Source organism: Glaciecola petra (assembly GCF_031846345.1).
In the GTDB taxonomy this organism is placed as follows: Bacteria; Pseudomonadota; Gammaproteobacteria; order Enterobacterales; family Alteromonadaceae; genus Glaciecola; species Glaciecola petra.
Map to the genome: position 1 here is coordinate 63,185 of NZ_JAVRHX010000007.1, position 16,916 is coordinate 80,100.

General features: G+C 39.4%; 12 protein-coding genes, 1 tRNA gene and 1 pseudogene. 5 read left to right on the forward strand and 9 right to left on the reverse strand.

The genetic code is table 11. The annotated features are described in order from the left end of the window. Positions 1-609 precede the first annotated feature (609 nt). The gene (locus RM552_RS16475) at positions 610-3,564 is read left to right on the forward strand and encodes a TonB-dependent receptor (RefSeq protein ID WP_311369978.1); all 2,955 of its coding nucleotides are present in this window, start codon (positions 610-612) and stop codon (positions 3,562-3,564) included. Positions 3,565-3,756: 192 nt separating this feature from the next. Continuing rightward, positions 3,757-3,833: transfer RNA gene (locus RM552_RS16480), tRNA-Arg, on the forward strand. Between the two features lie 287 nt (positions 3,834-4,120). On the opposite strand, the pseudogene RM552_RS17785 reads toward RM552_RS16480, so the two are convergent. Both RM552_RS17785 and RM552_RS16485 read right to left on the reverse strand, forming a co-directional pair. Next, a pseudogene (locus tag RM552_RS17785) lies at positions 4,121-4,249 on the reverse strand (hypothetical protein); the annotation flags it as partial. A gap of 214 nt (positions 4,250-4,463) precedes the next feature. Next, the gene (locus tag RM552_RS16485; protein WP_311369979.1) at positions 4,464-5,621 is read right to left on the reverse strand and encodes a glutathione S-transferase family protein; all 1,158 of its coding nucleotides are present in this window, start codon (positions 5,619-5,621) and stop codon (positions 4,464-4,466) included. A 74-nt stretch (positions 5,622-5,695) separates the two neighbouring features. Between RM552_RS16485 and RM552_RS17790 the strand changes: the two genes are divergently transcribed. Next, positions 5,696-5,791 (forward strand): efflux RND transporter permease subunit, encoded by a 96-nt coding sequence (locus RM552_RS17790; RefSeq protein WP_432277241.1) that lies wholly within the window; start codon positions 5,696-5,698, stop codon positions 5,789-5,791. A 93-nt stretch (positions 5,792-5,884) separates the two neighbouring features. Here the strand turns inward: RM552_RS17790 and RM552_RS16490 are convergent, their stop codons facing one another. The 4 genes from RM552_RS16490 to RM552_RS16505 all read right to left on the reverse strand — a co-directional run bounded on the left by RM552_RS16490 (position 5,885) and on the right by RM552_RS16505 (position 11,148). Continuing rightward, positions 5,885-7,525: an electron transfer flavoprotein-ubiquinone oxidoreductase gene (locus tag RM552_RS16490; RefSeq protein ID WP_311370037.1), complete on the reverse strand. Its 1,641-nt coding sequence runs from the start codon at positions 7,523-7,525 to the stop codon at positions 5,885-5,887. Positions 7,526-7,557: 32 nt separating this feature from the next. Beyond that, the gene (locus tag RM552_RS16495; RefSeq protein ID WP_311369980.1) at positions 7,558-8,484 is read right to left on the reverse strand and encodes an electron transfer flavoprotein subunit alpha/FixB family protein; all 927 of its coding nucleotides are present in this window, start codon (positions 8,482-8,484) and stop codon (positions 7,558-7,560) included. A gap of 13 nt (positions 8,485-8,497) precedes the next feature. Continuing rightward, positions 8,498-9,247, reverse strand: coding sequence for an electron transfer flavoprotein subunit beta/FixA family protein (locus tag RM552_RS16500; RefSeq protein WP_311369981.1), 750 nt, complete (start codon positions 9,245-9,247; stop codon positions 8,498-8,500). Between the two features lie 71 nt (positions 9,248-9,318). After that, a complete protein-coding gene (locus RM552_RS16505) occupies positions 9,319-11,148 on the reverse strand; it encodes a long-chain-acyl-CoA synthetase (protein ID WP_311369982.1) in 1,830 nt (609 codons plus the stop codon). Between the two features lie 242 nt (positions 11,149-11,390). On the opposite strand from RM552_RS16505, the gene RM552_RS16510 reads away from it, so the two are divergent. After that, complete coding sequence (locus RM552_RS16510) at positions 11,391-11,972, forward strand: TetR/AcrR family transcriptional regulator (RefSeq protein ID WP_311369983.1); 582 nt, start codon at positions 11,391-11,393, stop codon at positions 11,970-11,972. A 45-nt stretch (positions 11,973-12,017) separates the two neighbouring features. Here the strand turns inward: RM552_RS16510 and RM552_RS16515 are convergent, their stop codons facing one another. Beyond that, positions 12,018-14,624 (reverse strand): TonB-dependent receptor, encoded by a 2,607-nt coding sequence (locus RM552_RS16515; protein WP_311369984.1) that lies wholly within the window; start codon positions 14,622-14,624, stop codon positions 12,018-12,020. Between the two features lie 231 nt (positions 14,625-14,855). On the opposite strand from RM552_RS16515, the gene RM552_RS16520 reads away from it, so the two are divergent. Beyond that, positions 14,856-15,038 (forward strand): hypothetical protein, encoded by a 183-nt coding sequence (locus tag RM552_RS16520; protein WP_311369985.1) that lies wholly within the window; start codon positions 14,856-14,858, stop codon positions 15,036-15,038. Here the strand turns inward: RM552_RS16520 and RM552_RS16525 are convergent. Beyond that, the gene (locus RM552_RS16525; protein WP_311369986.1) at positions 15,022-16,059 is read right to left on the reverse strand and encodes a glutathione S-transferase family protein; all 1,038 of its coding nucleotides are present in this window, start codon (positions 16,057-16,059) and stop codon (positions 15,022-15,024) included. The two genes, RM552_RS16520 and RM552_RS16525, sit on opposite strands and share 17 nt — an antisense overlap. 7 nt (positions 16,060-16,066) lie before the next feature. After that, on the reverse strand, positions 16,067-16,894 hold the full coding sequence (locus RM552_RS16530; RefSeq protein ID WP_311369987.1) for a type 1 glutamine amidotransferase domain-containing protein: 828 nt from the start codon (positions 16,892-16,894) through the stop codon (positions 16,067-16,069). Positions 16,895-16,916: the final 22 nt, after the last annotated feature.

The window sequence follows — 16,916 nt, forward strand, 5'->3', positions numbered from 1 at the left end:
GTTAATATTTCGTTTCTATTTATTTTTCTTTCATTTTTAAAACCAAGTGGTATACCAATTTTATTGGGCTTAAAAATAAAATGAAAGAAAAGCTGTGTTTTTAGGGGATCTTCTTACCATTTTTGCTCCAATAACCTTAATATATGCTCGTTACGACTAAACCACTCAAAGACATAGATCTGCACGTTAGGCTCCCAATTATTGTATAGATTTACACCTTATCAAATGATTCATTCGTCTTTTTGGTTAATTCCTCTGAGTTTTTTGTCATTTTTTGTAACACTAATACCAATGAACTAATTAACCACTTTCATTTTTTCCAACAATCGCAATGATATTTAATAAATTGATATAAAACAGACACTTAAAAGGCAAAAATTAGAAAACTATACTTTTTGGTAATACCAAAAAAACAAAGTTAGAGCAGAGTTTAAACAAAAAACACAAAATTTTTACATAAATTGGTATACCAAAGGTTGACATCCCCCCCTCAAAGAGGTTATTTTTATAACAGGATCAAATCATTTCATTAACGTTTTATTAATAAAGTGGTTTGTTTGCTTACAAAAGATACAAAATAAACAACAACACATACGGAATAAAATGCACATGAAAACACAACTCAATAAAATAAGTTCCGCACTTAGAAAGCGTAAGGCACCAGCCACGTTCTTTAGTGCTATGGCACTTGCGATGATGTCGGTCCCTGCTGTAAATGCACAAGAAGAAGCCGCCGCTGAAGATACTGAAGTAATTGAAGTTTCAGGAATAAGAGCTTCTCTAGTAAGCGCGCTAGCTGAAAAAAGAAATGCGCCAAACCTCATCGAAGTTATAAACGCCGATGATGTTGGTAAACTACCTGACCAAAACTTGGCAGAAGTACTAGAAAATATTACCGGTATACAAATTACAAGAACAGCCGGTATTGGTACTGGTGTTCAAATCCGTGGTTCAAACGCAAACCGCATAGAAATCAACGGTGTTTCAACTGTTGGCGCAGGTTCTGGCCGTAACGGAATTAGTTTCGAAGATGTTAATGCTTCTATCATTTCATCTGTTGAGGTAACTAAAGCGCCACAAGCTTCAACTATTGAAGGCTCGGTTGGTGGTACTATTAACTTGCGTACAATACGTCCGCTTGAGTTAACAGAGACTTTGGGTTCTGTTCGCGTACAGTTAGAAGAAAGTAGTTTAAGTGTAGAAAGTCCTACGCCTCGTTTGTCTGGCGCATATGGCGACAACTGGGAAACTGATTCTGGTCGTTTTGGTTTTGTAGTAAGTGGTAGTTACACTGAACAAGAAGCCGTGTCATTCCGTCCTCGTACTGACCGTGATAATTTGGTAAATATAGACGGTGTTCCAGAGTTCCAAGGTATTCAGTTTTTAGTACAAGAACAAGAAAATAATGACTATGAGACAGTCAACCTTTCAACTACTTTTGAATTTGCGCCTACTGACAACATGAAGTTCCATTTTGACGCAATTATCAATCAACAAGAGCGTAGCCAAGACAGTTACAGACTACAGGCGTCTGGTGTTAGTAGTTTACGGAATATTAGTGTTCCAGAGGCATTTGAAACTATTAACTATGGCGTTGTAAATGGTACAAACATAGGTACTTATCAAGCAGCACTTAGAGGTACTCTCGAGCCAAACTTAGCGGTTGATGATGATGATCCTAACTTACGTTTTTCTAGTGATACAGGTGCTCGTGTAACAGACAGCAGCGTATTCACCTTCGGTGGTGAGTGGCAAGGTGATAACCTTAAGGTATCTGCTGAGATATCTTCTTCTAGTGCTGACACTGAAAACCCAAATTTAAGTACGACACTTAACTTTATCAACCCGAACTGTCCATTAGATGGTACAAGTAACGATAACTGTGTACCGTTTAGATATGACTTGTCAAACAACAGCTTGTCATTTGGTATCAACTTTGATTCACCATTTGCTCCAACAACTGACCAGTTACTCGATCCAAATAACGTAGTGCTTGACCAAGTGCAAGTAGGTGATGATACAACCGAAAACTCTGAAACCGCATTTCGTGTTGATTTCGAATACTTTGTTGACCAAGTTGATTTCATAAGCTCGGTAGATTTTGGTTTCCGCGTAAACAAAGCGACCAGTAAGTTTGAAGATATCGGTGATAACATCGGTGGATTCAGCCGTATGGTTGATAGTCCAAATGGTGCACTTTTCTCAGACCTTCTTGTTGCCGGACCAAACAACTATGGCGACGCAGATGGTAGAGATTTGTTTATTGCTAACTTCCTATTACTTGACCCAGATGCTTCATTTTCTGATCGTCAAAACGTAATTGATACTCTGCAAGCGGCGGTTATTCAACATGACCCTGATAGCCCAGATATCTTAAACGTACGCTCTAACAATACTGCATTCCGCGATATTGAAGAAAGCACTACAGCAATATATGCGCAAGCCAATTTTGAATTTGGTGACATGGTCACTGGTAACATTGGTGTTCGTTATATTGAAACAGATATCGATTCAACAGGATTTAATCCAGACGACCAGCTAGAAACCACTAGCGGTAGTTACGATTTTGTATTACCTCGTTTGAACTTAACTATCACTCCGCATGACGATGTTGTTGTTCGTTTTGCTTACGGTACAGATGTTAGACGTCCTAACTTCAATCAGTTAGCGACTGGCTTTACCCTTGATACTTCAGAGAACTCTGTAGTTGCTTTAGGTAATCCGGGGCTAGAGCCTGAAGAAGTAGATTCATTCGATATTGGTGTTGAATGGTATTTCGCAGAATCTGCAGTAGTGAGTGTTGGTTACTTTAAAAAGGATCGTACAAACATCTTTGGAATCGACTTTGAAGGTGCAGCGCTTATAGCTGACCCATCAACTCCAGGCGGTTTAGCACGTGAAACTGACCCTTCATGCCCAGGCGGCGGTATCTTTAACCCAATCGTTGTTCCTAACGTATTAGGTGATCCAAGTCAGCTTGGTCTTTGTGTAGATAAAACTACACCGGGTAACGATCCAGAAACAACTACTCAAACTGGTGTTGAGATGGCTTTCCAGTATGACCTTTCAAGTTTTGAAGATGACTTAGGTTGGGCTTCAGGATTTGGTGTTATTGCTAACTACACCATCCAAGATTTCTCAGGCGGTTCAGTGGTAGACACTACTTCAGGTCGTGGTTTGCAAGTACTTGGCGATGTAAGCATAGAGCGTGGATTGCTTGATTTCTCTGAGAATGCTTACAACTTTACGTTGTACTATGAGAAGTATGGTATTTCTGCTCGTATGCGTTACACATGGCGTGAAGCGTTCCGTACGCAAGATTTCGGCGGCGGTGCAAACACCAGTGGTAGTAGTACACTTAGTTTCCCTGTTGTTACTGCAGACAGAGGCCAGCTTAACGCGAGTATAAGCTATGACGTAACTGATAAGTTTAACATTGGCTTAGAAGCGGTTAACTTAACAGAAGAGCGTATTGACCAATACTGTGTAGCAGAAGATGCACTATTATGTTTCGTTGGTCTTCCAGACCGTCGTATAACACTTGGTGCTAGCTACCGTTGGTAGAATGATTTAAGGGTGATTCCCCTATGATCACCCTTTTATTTTTATATCGACAAGCTAATTGCTACTTAGGTAGTCAGTAATAAGCGAGCCTTTTCAAGGCTCGCTTTTTTTATTTGAAGTGATAAAAAATGCCTCAAAGGTCGTGGTATTAAGCTACTTCGATGTGTTAACATTCGTGCCGCTTACCAATATGCTCCCGTAGCTCAGCTGGATAGAGTGACGGCCTCCGAAGCCGTAGGTCACGCGTTCGAATCGCGTCGGGAGCGCCATTTTGTTGAGTTGGAAGGATTCTACCTTGAATTTAGTATTGCAACTTTCAGTTATGAATAGCTTAGCAACCGATCTGCCTCTAGGTTGGACGACGACCATTACTTAAACTGGCACAAAATGACTAATCAAAGGCTGTGACAGCTATGTGACAGTTTTGTGCGTAATGTATTTTGAATTGTCATTTTATGCTTAAAGATTGTCGTCCGTCTGGCGACATATTTGTTTTTCACATAATATTTGACTTAAATTTTTTTAGAGTATAAGTATTTGCACCTGTACTCATTTGTTAATTTGCATCCAAAACTGCACCACTGAGCGTGCGGCTATAATCTTGGACTAACTTGGAGTTAGTAGTCCACCCTCTCATCGCAGGATCGAAAGAGATCCAATCTGTTCTAAGCCGAACTTCACCGTCATTTAAGTCCGCTGGCTAATCATGAGTTGTTTCAAATATTTTATCGGTACTTCCCTCGTAAAACTGTTTAGTAAGTATTTGCGTAAAATTCATTTTGTTTAGTCTCTTCTGGCTGTTTCTGTAATTTTTATCTGGATTAATTGGTTATTCGAAGTGTTAACCAACTGCATTTTGCGGTTGGAACAGTGAGAAAACATCTATAGATTGGAAACCACTATTCCCATACTTCTTTGAATTGATTTCTGACGACTCTTCTAGTTGTTTTTAAGCTCAACAAATTACAAAGGCCAACTTTTCTATATGCTTCTTTAACAGTGTTTTGGTGGTCTAAAGCCAATTTATGAAAATGATCAGTTAACCTCTGCAGCAAATAGAATCTGTAAATCATTACTGATGTCTTGATTTTCGTGCCTCGCCAATCAAACTCAGACATCCCCAATGTGACTTGAGGATGAGGCTTTTCAATACCTACTTCACCAGGTTTAATATTCGGATTTGCGGATAGCCATTCATTTGCAAAGGCAACATGTGCACTTATTTCAGGTAAATATTCTTCAGAAACAAATGTCAAAAGTGCGAGTAATGTATCCGGGATATTCTCCCCATCAAAAGAGTAAATATTCGCTTTTTGATAAATTGGGTTTTCTATGGTTTGTGGTGATTGCATGCGTTCTATCCATTGAAAAACATTGGGTGCTCTGGCCTGCATAATTGAAAGAGGGTAGGGGTCTCTTCCTAGATGTGCAAACAGAGGGCCAAATAAAGAGTAATCACCAATCGACGGCGCAGTGCCCAGTAGAAAAGGATAAGTTTTTAGATGCTTTTCCAATAAATCTAGGAATTCTAAATAGGCTTCTTCTATGAGTGTTGTCGTATCTTCGGTAACACCAAAGAAGCACGCAGCTTTCCTCATCTTTTTAGCAACCTGATGCTCAAACATCATTTCTGCAGACTCGGAATCTATGCTTGTAGGGAAAATATCTCTAAAAGAAACTTTTAGGAAACTGAGATTATGTTGATCAAAATTCCACCTGTAATGCATTGCAGGTCTTAACAGTCCCTCACCTCCAAATAGCTCAAATACGTGTGCTATTGCTCTCAAAACCGGTTCTTCAGGATATATTGAACCCTTATTTGGTACATTTTTATCCAACCAATCTAAAATATCTGTTCCATCTTGCAGAATTTCGTCGTTAGGCGTTACTACTACCGGAATAATCCACCTCCCAACTTTCGGTGCTATTGATTCTAGATACTCTTCACCTACAGACTTCTCAACAAAGTCTACGTTGTTGTATTTCAACCACGCTCGAACCTTCGCAGAGAACAATGATGCTTGCATGGCATAAAGCGTTAATAGTTTAGAAGGCATGAAGATTACTCAATTGTCAATGTAATGTCATAAATAGTGACATAACATAAGGTGACTTTCAAACTTCTTATTCAATGATTGATGCGAACATCGATGCTAGCTTGGCCAGAATGCGATCAATTTTGATGACAACGTTAACTACAATACTTGGTTTTCTTCCGGTTATCTAAAGTCTATTGCTTTCGAGTAAAAGAAAGCCCTCAAACGAGGGCATTGGCTCAAATGTAAGTGTAACTTAGACAATAGCGCATAGAAGTTTATGGTTACATGTTAGGGTAATTTGGACCGCCGGTCCCCTCTGGAACCACCCATGTGATATTTTGACTCGGATCCTTTATATCGCATGTTTTACAGTGAATACAATTTTGCGCATTTATCTGAAAGGTTTTGTCATTGCCAGACTCTACTATTTCATAAACACCTGCAGGACAATATCTTTGCGCTGGTTCATCCCATTGTTTTAGATTGACACTAATAGGAACTGTTATGTCGGTCAATTTCAGATGAATAGGTTGGTCTTCTTCATGATTAGTATTAGATAAAAAAACTGACGATAATTTATCGAAGCTTACTACACCATCATGTTTTTCATAGTTGATTTTCTGACTACTACTAACTGACTTGAGGTGTTTATAATCCTCGATATCATCCTTTAATCGGAATGGTAATTTACCGTTAAATAGATTCTGATCTATTGTATTGTAGAGGCCTCCAAATATTGGGCCAAATTTATGGATGGCTGAACCAAAATTACGAGACTGATAAAGTTCTTCATGAATCCAGGATGAAGCAAATTTATCATTAAAGCTTATTAAGTCAGCACTTGTATTATTCTTGTTTACAATACTTTCATAAATGGTCTCAGCAGCAAGCATTCCAGACTTCATTGCCGTATGGTTGCCTTTGATCTTTGCAAAATTAAGAGTGCCCGCATTACAACCAACGATCATGCCACCAGGGAAAGTCATTTTAGGCAGAGAATTTAAACCACCTTTAGCAATTGCTCGTGCACCATAAGCCACACGCTTTCCACCCATTAATGTTTTTGCTATGACAGGGTGTTTTTTTAATTTCTGGAACTCATCGAACGGGCTTAGATAGGGGTTTGAATAATTCAAATCAACAATTAACCCAACAACGACTTGACCGTTTTCGGCATGATATAGATATGAGCCTCCAGTATTCTGAGTATCAAAACGAGAGAGGGGCCAACCTGCGGTATGCACTACTAGTCCTTCTTGATGTTGTTCCGGTGGGACGTCCCAAATTTCTTTAAACCCTAGTCCGTAGTGTTGTGGTGATTTCCCTTTTGATAGATCAAATTCAGATATCAGTCGTTTCCCTAGATGCCCTCTACAACCCTCAGCGAAGATAGTTTGCTTAGCTCTTAACTCCATACCGGGAACGTATGAATCCTTAAGTGTTCCATCTTGGCCCACACCCATATCACCAGTTATCACACCTTTGACAATATCGTTTTCGATGATGATATCTGCTGCAGTAAACCCAGGAAAAACTTCTACACCAAGCGCTTCGGCTTTTTCACCTAACCAACGACACACATTCCCCATACTTACAACATAATTACCTTCATTACGCATGGTTTTTGGATATGCAAATTCCGGAATACGAATTGCAGTTTCGGAGTCCTGCAAAAAATAAACTAGATCTACTTTAACTTGAGTTCGGATGGGGGCATCTTGGTTTTTCCAATCTGGAAATAATTCCGTTAACGCTACAGGATCGAATACCGCCCCAGAAAGTACATGCGCGCCAACTTCAGATCCCTTCTCTACTACGCATACCGATATCTCTCTATCATCAGAATTCGCTAATTGCATTATTTTACAAGCAGCCGATAAACCTGATGGCCCTGCACCTACAATCAGAACATCAAACTCCATGGATTCTCTTTCTACGGCGTCCATAACGTTCCTTACAATTTGCTTTCTAGTTCTGGGACCGCATCAAACAGATCTGCAACTAAACCATAATCTGCGACTTGGAAAATTGGCGCATCCTCATCTTTGTTGATGGCAACAATTGTTTTTGAATCTTTCATACCTGCTAGATGTTGTATTGCACCAGATATACCAACTGCAATATATAAGTTAGGCGCGACAATTTTACCCGTCTGACCGACTTGCATATCATTGGGTACAAAACCAGCATCTACCGCAGCTCTGGAGGCACCCACTGCAGCGCCAAGTTTATCCGCTAGCGATTCTAATAGTTTAAAATTATCGCCATTTTGCATTCCTCGACCACCAGATACCACGATATCCGCCGCCGGTAATTCAGGGCGCTCTGATTTAGTTAGTTCTTCATTTACAAAAGAGGAGCTTTGCGAATCACAAATGAGTTCAAGTTGTACCGTTGCTGCATTCCCATCTCTTGAAGCAACATCAAAAGCTGAAGAACGCACAGTAATAACTTTGATAGGGTCCTCAGATTCAACAGTTGCTATAGCATTACCTGCGTATATTGGCCGCTTAAAGACGTTTCCATTTATTATTTCAGTTATGTCTGAGATTTGTGCAACATCCAAAAGAGCAGCCACACGAGGCATGAAATTTTTACCTGTAGTCGTCGCTGGTGCAAGAATATGAGTATATTTAGCTCCAAGGTTAAAAACGAGGTCTGCAATGTTTTCGGCTAATTGATATTCATAACAAGCCTCATCGGCTTTAAGTACAGTTGCTACTTCAGTTATTTTTGTTGCTTCATCTATTACTGTTTCGCAATTGTATCCGGCGACGAGAAGATGGATATCGCTTCCAATTTGAGAAGCGGCTGAAACCGTTTTATATGTATCAGACTTAAGCGCATTATTGTTGTGTTCTGCGATAACTAAAATTTTCATTTAAATTACTCCATTAGATTACTTTTGCTTCTTCACGAAGTTTTTGGATTAGCATCTCAATGTCTTCAACTTTCACTCCACCTTCTCTAGTGGGAGGCTCTTCAACTAGAATTGTTTTGACCTTAGAAGATAAGTCAATTCCTAATTCTTCTGCATTTCGGACAGTGATAGGTTTGCGTTTTGCTTTCATAATGTCAGGAAGTTTTGCATAACGAGGTTCATTAAGCCTTAGGTCTGTAGTGATTATTGCAGGGAGTGTTAGGGAAACAGTTTGTAATCCACCATCAATTTCCCTGGTAACTAATACCTGGTTTTCATTTGCATCTACATTAGATGCAAATGTTCCTTGTGGCATTTTTGTTAGTGCACCTAACATTTGCCCGGTTTGATTGTTATCCGAGTCAATTGCTTGCTTCCCAAGTATCACTAATTTAGGCTTTTCCTCGTCTACAATAACTTTCAAAATCTTGGCTATTTGTAAGGAATCCAGATCGTTGTCCGTTTCGATTTGAATGCCTCTATCAGCGCCCAACGCCAAGGCGGTCCTGATTTGTTCTTGGCAAGATTTGTCACCTATAGAAACAACTAAAACTTCAGATGCAATACCTGACTCTTTCAGGCGAACCGCCTCTTCAACAGCTATTTCGCAAAATGGATTCATCGACATCTTAACGTTTGAAAGATCGATTCCGCTTTGGTCTTTCTTAATACGTGCTTTCACGTTGTAATCAATTACGCGTTTCACCGGTACAATAACTTTCATTGAAATTTCCTAAGGGTTTGCATATTAACTTTGGTCAAAAAAGATGATTTTAATGACCAGACAATGACGGCTTAATAGCCTCCATCTCCATTTCTTAATTTGTCATGGAAATTTTGGTCAAGCTGCTCGTAAGTGTTTGATTTCGGCTTTAGTACGTAAATTGGGTCATCTGTTTGATTTATGTCGTAACCTTGATTCCTTAGATTACCTTTAACCAATTTAAAAGTTCCCGTAGTCTCCAATTGCGGTTGTATTCGAACAAAAACCGGCCGCGCATAGTGAGGAAGTTCTTTCTCAACAAATATTGAAAAGGAAATAGGGTCGAATTCAATACCATTACTCAAGGTTATTGCTGCCATTCCAGCTTTACCCTCGGCTCCAGGGATCGGAACTCCATAAACATTCGCCACTTCAACAAATTCAGATGTGTTAAGTATCTCTCCAACTTCGTTAGTCGATACATTTTCGGCTCTCCACCTAAATGTATCACCAGTTCTATCAACGAATTGAAAGTGAGGCATTCCCATTGCGAACCCTACATCTATTTGCTTCACCAAATCGCCAGTGTTGAACCAACGGTCTCCTATCTTTTTAATGTCGTGTAATATTTTGGAGTTTGTTGCTTCATAGTTTTTGTAACCATCAAACTTATATCTTCCGAAAATCTTGGATAACAATAGTCCAGGCTCGCCTTTTTCGACCTCAACAAGTTTACCTTGCTCATCTTTTACGAGTTCGTCATTGTCAATGTCATACTTTGCAAGCATGATTTTGCCAGTTGACATGCCTATTGTTTTGTCTTTATTTAAGAAGTTGAAGAAAGCTGCATTTCCTTCGCTGGAACCATAGATTTCTATTATTCGGTCTACTTCAAATCTCGTTCTAAATTGATCCCAAATATCTGGTCGCAAACCATTGCCTAGCATTGTTTCAATTGGGTTGTTTTTTTCTTCTTTACATTCGGGTTGAAGAGCTAAATAGCGACATATTTCGCCTACGTATACAAACAAATTCGTTTGATGTTTTTGCACATCTTTCCAGAAATTGCTGGCAGAAAACTTACGTTTAAGAAAGATTGACGCGCCCGATACAATTGAAGAACCAAAACCAGGGCCAAGTCCAGTAATATGATAAAGTGGTAGACTTAGGAATATTCGGTCACTCTTTTTTGCCCTAAACCCCAATTTTGCATAAGGGTACGCTGCAGACAAATAGCGCCTGTGAAACAAAACTGCAGGTTTAGGAAGTCCAGTAGTACCAGAAGTGAATATGTACATGGCTTTTTCGCCAGCTTCGATTTGCTTTGTTACCTCTAGATTTGATTCGCTCATGAGGTTCGTTAATTCATTGAAGTTAACGGCACCTTTGTTAATCATAGATTGTGAGGTTTGATATGCTGAACACTCAGACGGAAGCATCTGGTCTGAGACCAATAGGCAATCGTCTATTGAAATGGGCAATTGTTCCAATACGTCATAGACGGCATCAGAAAGTTCAACACCTACTATACATTTCTTAGATTCTGCAACTGTAATACAATGCGTTAATGGCTTTCCTTTTAGTCCTGTGTTTATCAGTGCTGCTGTTGCTCCTAACTTATTAAGCCCGACAAGGCTCATCAAAAACTCGGGGCGATTCTCCATAAACAGTGCGACGGTATCACCACGCTCTATGCCAATCGACTTAAAACCATGGGCAAATTGGTTTACTCTCTCGTTGAATTCTTTCCATTGGAAAATTTCATTCTCATAGACTAATGCCGTAGAGTTTGCGTGTGCCTCAGCAGTTTTTTCAAATACTAGCCCTAATGACGTTTTCTCAGAATCCTCAGGTGGCTTAAATGTTATTAGCATTGGCAGCATTGCAAAGAAATCTTTGAGTACTCTAATTACTTCATTCATTTTATGTCCATTTCCCCTAGTAAACAGGCAGCTTCAAATGTCTTTTCGTTATATTGACACACTATATGACAATATGTAAAGTTTATGAAGTAACATCGAACGAATGCAATGCAGATTAAAAAATTGATATACATTTGCGGCTGATTATGTAATAAGACCTTAATAACTTATGTTCTCGCATAACTAACCATTGTGAATTCGAGAATACGAAGCACTACATAAAATTCGATATGAATGAAAATATGACAGAAGTAAAAGAAGACGGACGCTTTGAAAGAAGTAAGCGAAATCGACAATCGATAATAGATGCCATGATTAAATTGATCGGCGAGGGCATTTATATTCCTACTGCTCAGCAAGTTGCCGATGAGGCGGGAATTACGATAAGAACGGTGTTTAGACATTTCTCTGAAATGGATTTGCTTTACAAAGAAATAGACGATTTTTGTAAACCCACATATGAGAAGCTTTTCATTTTTGAAGAGTTCTCTGAATCACTCAATGATCGAGTTCATGAGTTGATTGATGCCTGTATAAATGCATATGTAGAGTTGTTTCATTTGGAAAAGGCGACTCACGTACTTATGTGGCGCTCCGAAGTCATTCAATCTACCTACAAAAGAAACCAAATATTGATCCGGAAGACTCTACTTAAGATTCTCCCAGAATTAAAAGATAGCCAAAAGCCTTACGCAATAGAAATTGCAGATGCGATTACTTCTTTTGAATATTTTGAGAGGCTCTATAGTTTTCAGGATTTATCAGTCGAAGACTGTAAGACAATACTAAGAAATAGAATGATTGAGTTAGTATCAGAACAATAAAAAAAGCTGTTCACTTCTGAACAGCTTTTCTTCTATCACAAACCTTTAGTCAAATTTCTTAACAACAGTCAGACCAAATGTAGCAGGTTCGATGTAATAAGCTACCAACTTCCCAGCTTGAAGAGATGCCGGTGCTGAAACACCTACAGACTCTTCGTTGGTTATGTTCCGGCCCCATAGTAGGACGCTTAAGTCGTAGTCTTCGAAGTTAAATCTCACGCGAGCATTAACGAACCCTTGAGAATCCACAAGTGACAATGGGTCATTATCTGACGCTCCAAAGTGTTCTCCAATGTAAGAATAGTCGATACTTGCCGTCGCATAAATGTCATCGCTAACAGTAAATTCTTCGGAGAGTTGCAACATCGCAGTTGAATCAGGCTGTGCAAGTGGCTTTCCACCTTGTCTATCACAGAACGAGTTTGGATTAAGTGGGTCAGTGCTTTGTTGACCAGGGTCAGGTTGACCAGTTTGGAATGGAGTAACAATCCAGCAGGGGCCTTGTTCAAACTCACCATACTCTGCATCTGTATATGCATAATTAAAAGTTAGGAGAGTTGTATCGGTTAACATCCATCTAACTTCTGCTTCCAGACCTTCAATGTCATATGTTCCAGCATTTTGTAGATTAAAGCCCTCACCAACATATGAATTTGCTTGGAAGTCTTCAACTTCAGTTTTGTGAGCGGCCAAATTTAGTCTCAAACCATAATCTGGAAAATCCTTTTTAAGCCCAACTTCGTAAGCTTTTGAAGACTCAGCATCAAATACCGTATCGAACGTAACCGCAATTCTATCAGCGTTGGTTCCACCAGATTTATGGCCAGTGCTATATGACGCATACCATAGGGTATCTGAATCAGGTTGATAGCTCAGTTTTACAGTTCCTGAAACATTGCTATCTTCAAGTGTCGCCATTTCGTCAGGACGGTCAGCTGTTTGAGCTGACATCACATTAAAAATCCAGCCAGGAGTTTGGAACGGTACAAGGTTTTGAACGGCTTGAGCAAATTGAGGCGTGCCAGGTTGAATCATTCCTGATTGGATTTGTTGTATAGTTTGACCTGCAACAGCCGCACCGAATAAAATTGAGCCAGGCACAATAGTTTGGGGGTTAGTTGGATCACCAATAGAAGTAAAGAAAGTTGGATGGTCTATACCTGAGGCATACTCTTCAGTAAAAACGTTTACCAAGTCTTTTGATTCGTCTGTGTATCTAAGTCCTGCGGTTAAAGTCACAGTATCTGATAGTTTGTAATCAAATTGACCAAACAACGCTATACTGTCTTGGTCTTGAGTAGCATTAGCGAAGAAACGAGTTCCACCAGGACCTGCTTGAGCTGCAGGCGCGATTAAGCCACCTGTCGCCTGGCTAAGGCCGTTAATTCCACCGAGTACTTGATTCAAACTGCCGCCTAACAGCACATTGAGAGCGTAATTGTTAAATTCTTCTCCAACCGGTATTTCGCCGACAGAAACTAATTCTTGCGTGAAGTAGTACGCACCGCCAACAAAATTGAAATCATCCGTTGTATAAGTGAATCGAAGTTCTTGAGTAAAGGCTTTCTGATCACCTGTTTTTGAGCTGCCAATTATGTCAGCTTGCAAGTAATCACCATCTATTTTATCGAAGGATAAAGAATCTCGGTACGATGTTATTGATGTGAACGTTAGATCTGGATTTATCTCCCAATTTAACTCGGCCGATATCCCTTTATCTTCTAAGTTTGAAACCGGTAAAAATGTAGTGTTAGTGACTCTATCTTGGTAATTCTCTGCTAATGAAACTGGTGAGCCTAAAATAACGGGAATGGCAGCATCCGTGCCAGGTCGACCAGCAAAGTTTTGAAAATTATTGACAATTACATTTCCACCACAACAAATCTCTTCAATTTTGTTGTAATCGGCTATTACACGCAATGATACGTCATCACTAGGTGTATATAGGGCTTGCAGTCTTGTACCGTATCTATTTCTGTCGTTTACGACATCTTCACCAAAATTAACATCGTCAATAGTGCCATCTCGATCTGTCATAAAGTGAGTAAGACGAAAAGACAAAACATCTTCAATGGCATTAAAGTTTCCTGCTCCAGAAAAGCTCAATAGGCCGTAATTCCCAACCGTGGCTTCGAAAAAACCGTCCGCGCCATCGTGTCTTGGAGCTACCGTTCTGACGTTTATTGCTCCCATTGGAGTGTTTTTTCCAAATAGAGTGCCCTGAGGTCCACGTAATACTTCAACTGTATCAACGTCTACATAATCGTTAATCATTGCATTTTGGCGAGCCCGATAAACGCCATCCTGATAAAGGCCAACTGACGATTCTAGTCCGAAGTTAGTGGAAGCTGTTCCGACGCCCCTGATTGATATAGAAGGCTGAGTGGAAGCAAGAGTATTATATACATTAAGACCTGGTACACTCGCCTTTAGGTCGTGTATATCGCTAATTGCTTCCTCTACTAGAGTTTCTCCATTAACAGCACTAACCGCGACAGGAACATCTTGTAAGTTTTGTGTTCTTTTTTGCGCCTTAACCTCAATAACTTCCAGTGCTCGGTTTTCTTTATTGGTTTGCTCTTGAGCCAAAGACACATCAGAGTATCCAGCTAGAACCAAAGATATAGCTGATGAGAAGAGTGTTTTGTTCATGTTTTTTTCCACCTTTTTTTGCCAACGTTTTTCATGAAGATATGTAAAGACGTTGTAATTTATCTGTTAATTCTGATGCAATAAAAACATTTTGTCATAACTATTGTCAATACATTGTTGCTATAAATGTCATAAATAGTGACAATAATATTATTGGTAGTACCAGTCTGAATGCAAATAAGAGGAGATAAAGTCTGCATGATTGATTAACAAGGGGTTGAAGATGTTTTTGTGTTGACGATGTTGGAGTCTGGCCAGACGATTCGTTCGGTGTGGATTGATGCTTTTATGAACGCGCTTGATGAAGTTGAAGGCCACAGTGAAGGTAATTGTGGATTAATAATTACTGGTCAAAACAAGTTTTTCAATATAGGGCTTAATTTAGAGCATGTTAAATTCAGGATGCCTTATTAAATTCGTCGATGAGTACGTCACATCCAGTCCCTTGAAGGCATTTGTAGAGTGATGCTTTTTCGCTATCATTTAGAGATGTATAACTTTGAGCGAGAGCGATTAAACATTTTCCTTGATATGTAAAAGTATCCTGTATCCATTCAATCCCATCAATCTGTAATTTAACGGTATTGTCATCTTGTTTTAGAGCATTTGCATTAGTTATTAGCAACGGAATGTACGTTTTCCCAATTTCTGAAAGTAATGGCTGCAGATTGGAGCAAACTTCGTCGAAATCTGACCAATGTTGGGAATCAAACGATATGTCAGAAGCATCGGAAACACGATCTACCCATGCCATAACGCGTGGGCTTAAATTCGAACAAATCTCTGAAGACGTAGGCTCTACTCTTGTTAACTGTGATAACTGACCATAGATTGCAAAGTCAGCAGCGCTTGGTTGTTTCCCGACAACAAATCCATGTTGAGAAAGCAATGAATCTAGAATTGTTATGAATCGTGTGTAGCTATTTTCAATTGTACCTTTGGTTATTTCATTTGAGCCGACATACTTGAGTCTATCTTTTTGTCTTTTTGAGAAACTTGCTACCATTTCATTTGCTATTTTTTCACTGATTGTGTGATCCATCCAATAAACAAGTTTTGGCGCCACATGCTTTGCGTTGTGTTCTATGGCCCACCTATAATGAAACATAACTTTTGTTAGCCATTCATCGGCATAGTCTTCGATTAGGTCAACAATGAATCGTATACGATTGTCGTTTGGTAGTGTTTTCTTCAACGAATACTCATTCTCTAATCGACGAATAATTGGTGTACTATCTATTACTGCCTCCAAATCACCATCTTCTTTCGGTAAATAAAAAGTCGGTAACATAGGAGTTTTAGACTTTGGATATCCTTCAATTCCCGTCATTAATCCTCGAAGCATTTTGTATGGAATTTTTCTATATCTAAGATAAGCCCGCATTTTCATGCTGTAGGGTGAACCAGGTGAGCCTAAAAATTCCAGTTCATTCATACTCTAATTACCTTTTACTTGATAGTCTTTCTAAAATTCGGTGGGAGGTTTCATAACCACTATTTTGGTTTTGGCCAGTAAATATAATTCCGTCTACTGCTACGTGAGTTGCGAACATGTCTTTGAATGCAGTATTGGCCTCAAAATTTGCACCAAGTTTGCGCAATTCTGATTCTGGGTGTTTTGGCGTTATTTCAATACCTAACTGAGAAATTTGTTGATCAGTTACACCGGTTATTTTTCTATTTTCAACAATTGGTTTGCCAGCACTGTCTGTTGCTTTAACTAAGCCCAAAGCTCCATGACAAACAGAACCAATAAGAACACCTTTCGAATGAGCATTTGAGATTAATTCTCCTAGTTTGTCAGATTGAGCAAAATCATATGCTGCTCCCCAGCCACCTGCTAGAAAAACTACATCGTAGTCAGCGATGTCGATATCATTGATGCACAGAGAAGTCTTTAATTTTTCCATTGCGATAGCGTCTCGCTTGAATCGATAGTCATCTGCAGTCGCTAGAGGCCATCCCATAGAGTGAGGTTCTACCGGGACTTTACCGCCTTTTATGGAAGCAATATCAACCTTCATACCCGCATCCCAAAAAGCGTAATAGGGAACCGTCATTTCTGAAGCAAAAACACCTGTTTTCTTTCCAGTCTCTCCTAACGTATCGTGACTTGTTGTGATAACTAAGGCTTTTTGACCGGTTAAATTATAGTGAGGAATTTTATAATGTGGGTGAAGCCCCAGCGTATTAAGGAACTTTGGAAGCCCATAATAAATAACCAGTAGGAATAGGGGGATTCCTATCATAAGAAAATAAGACCAATGCATTTAGATTTCCTTTTTTTATTTC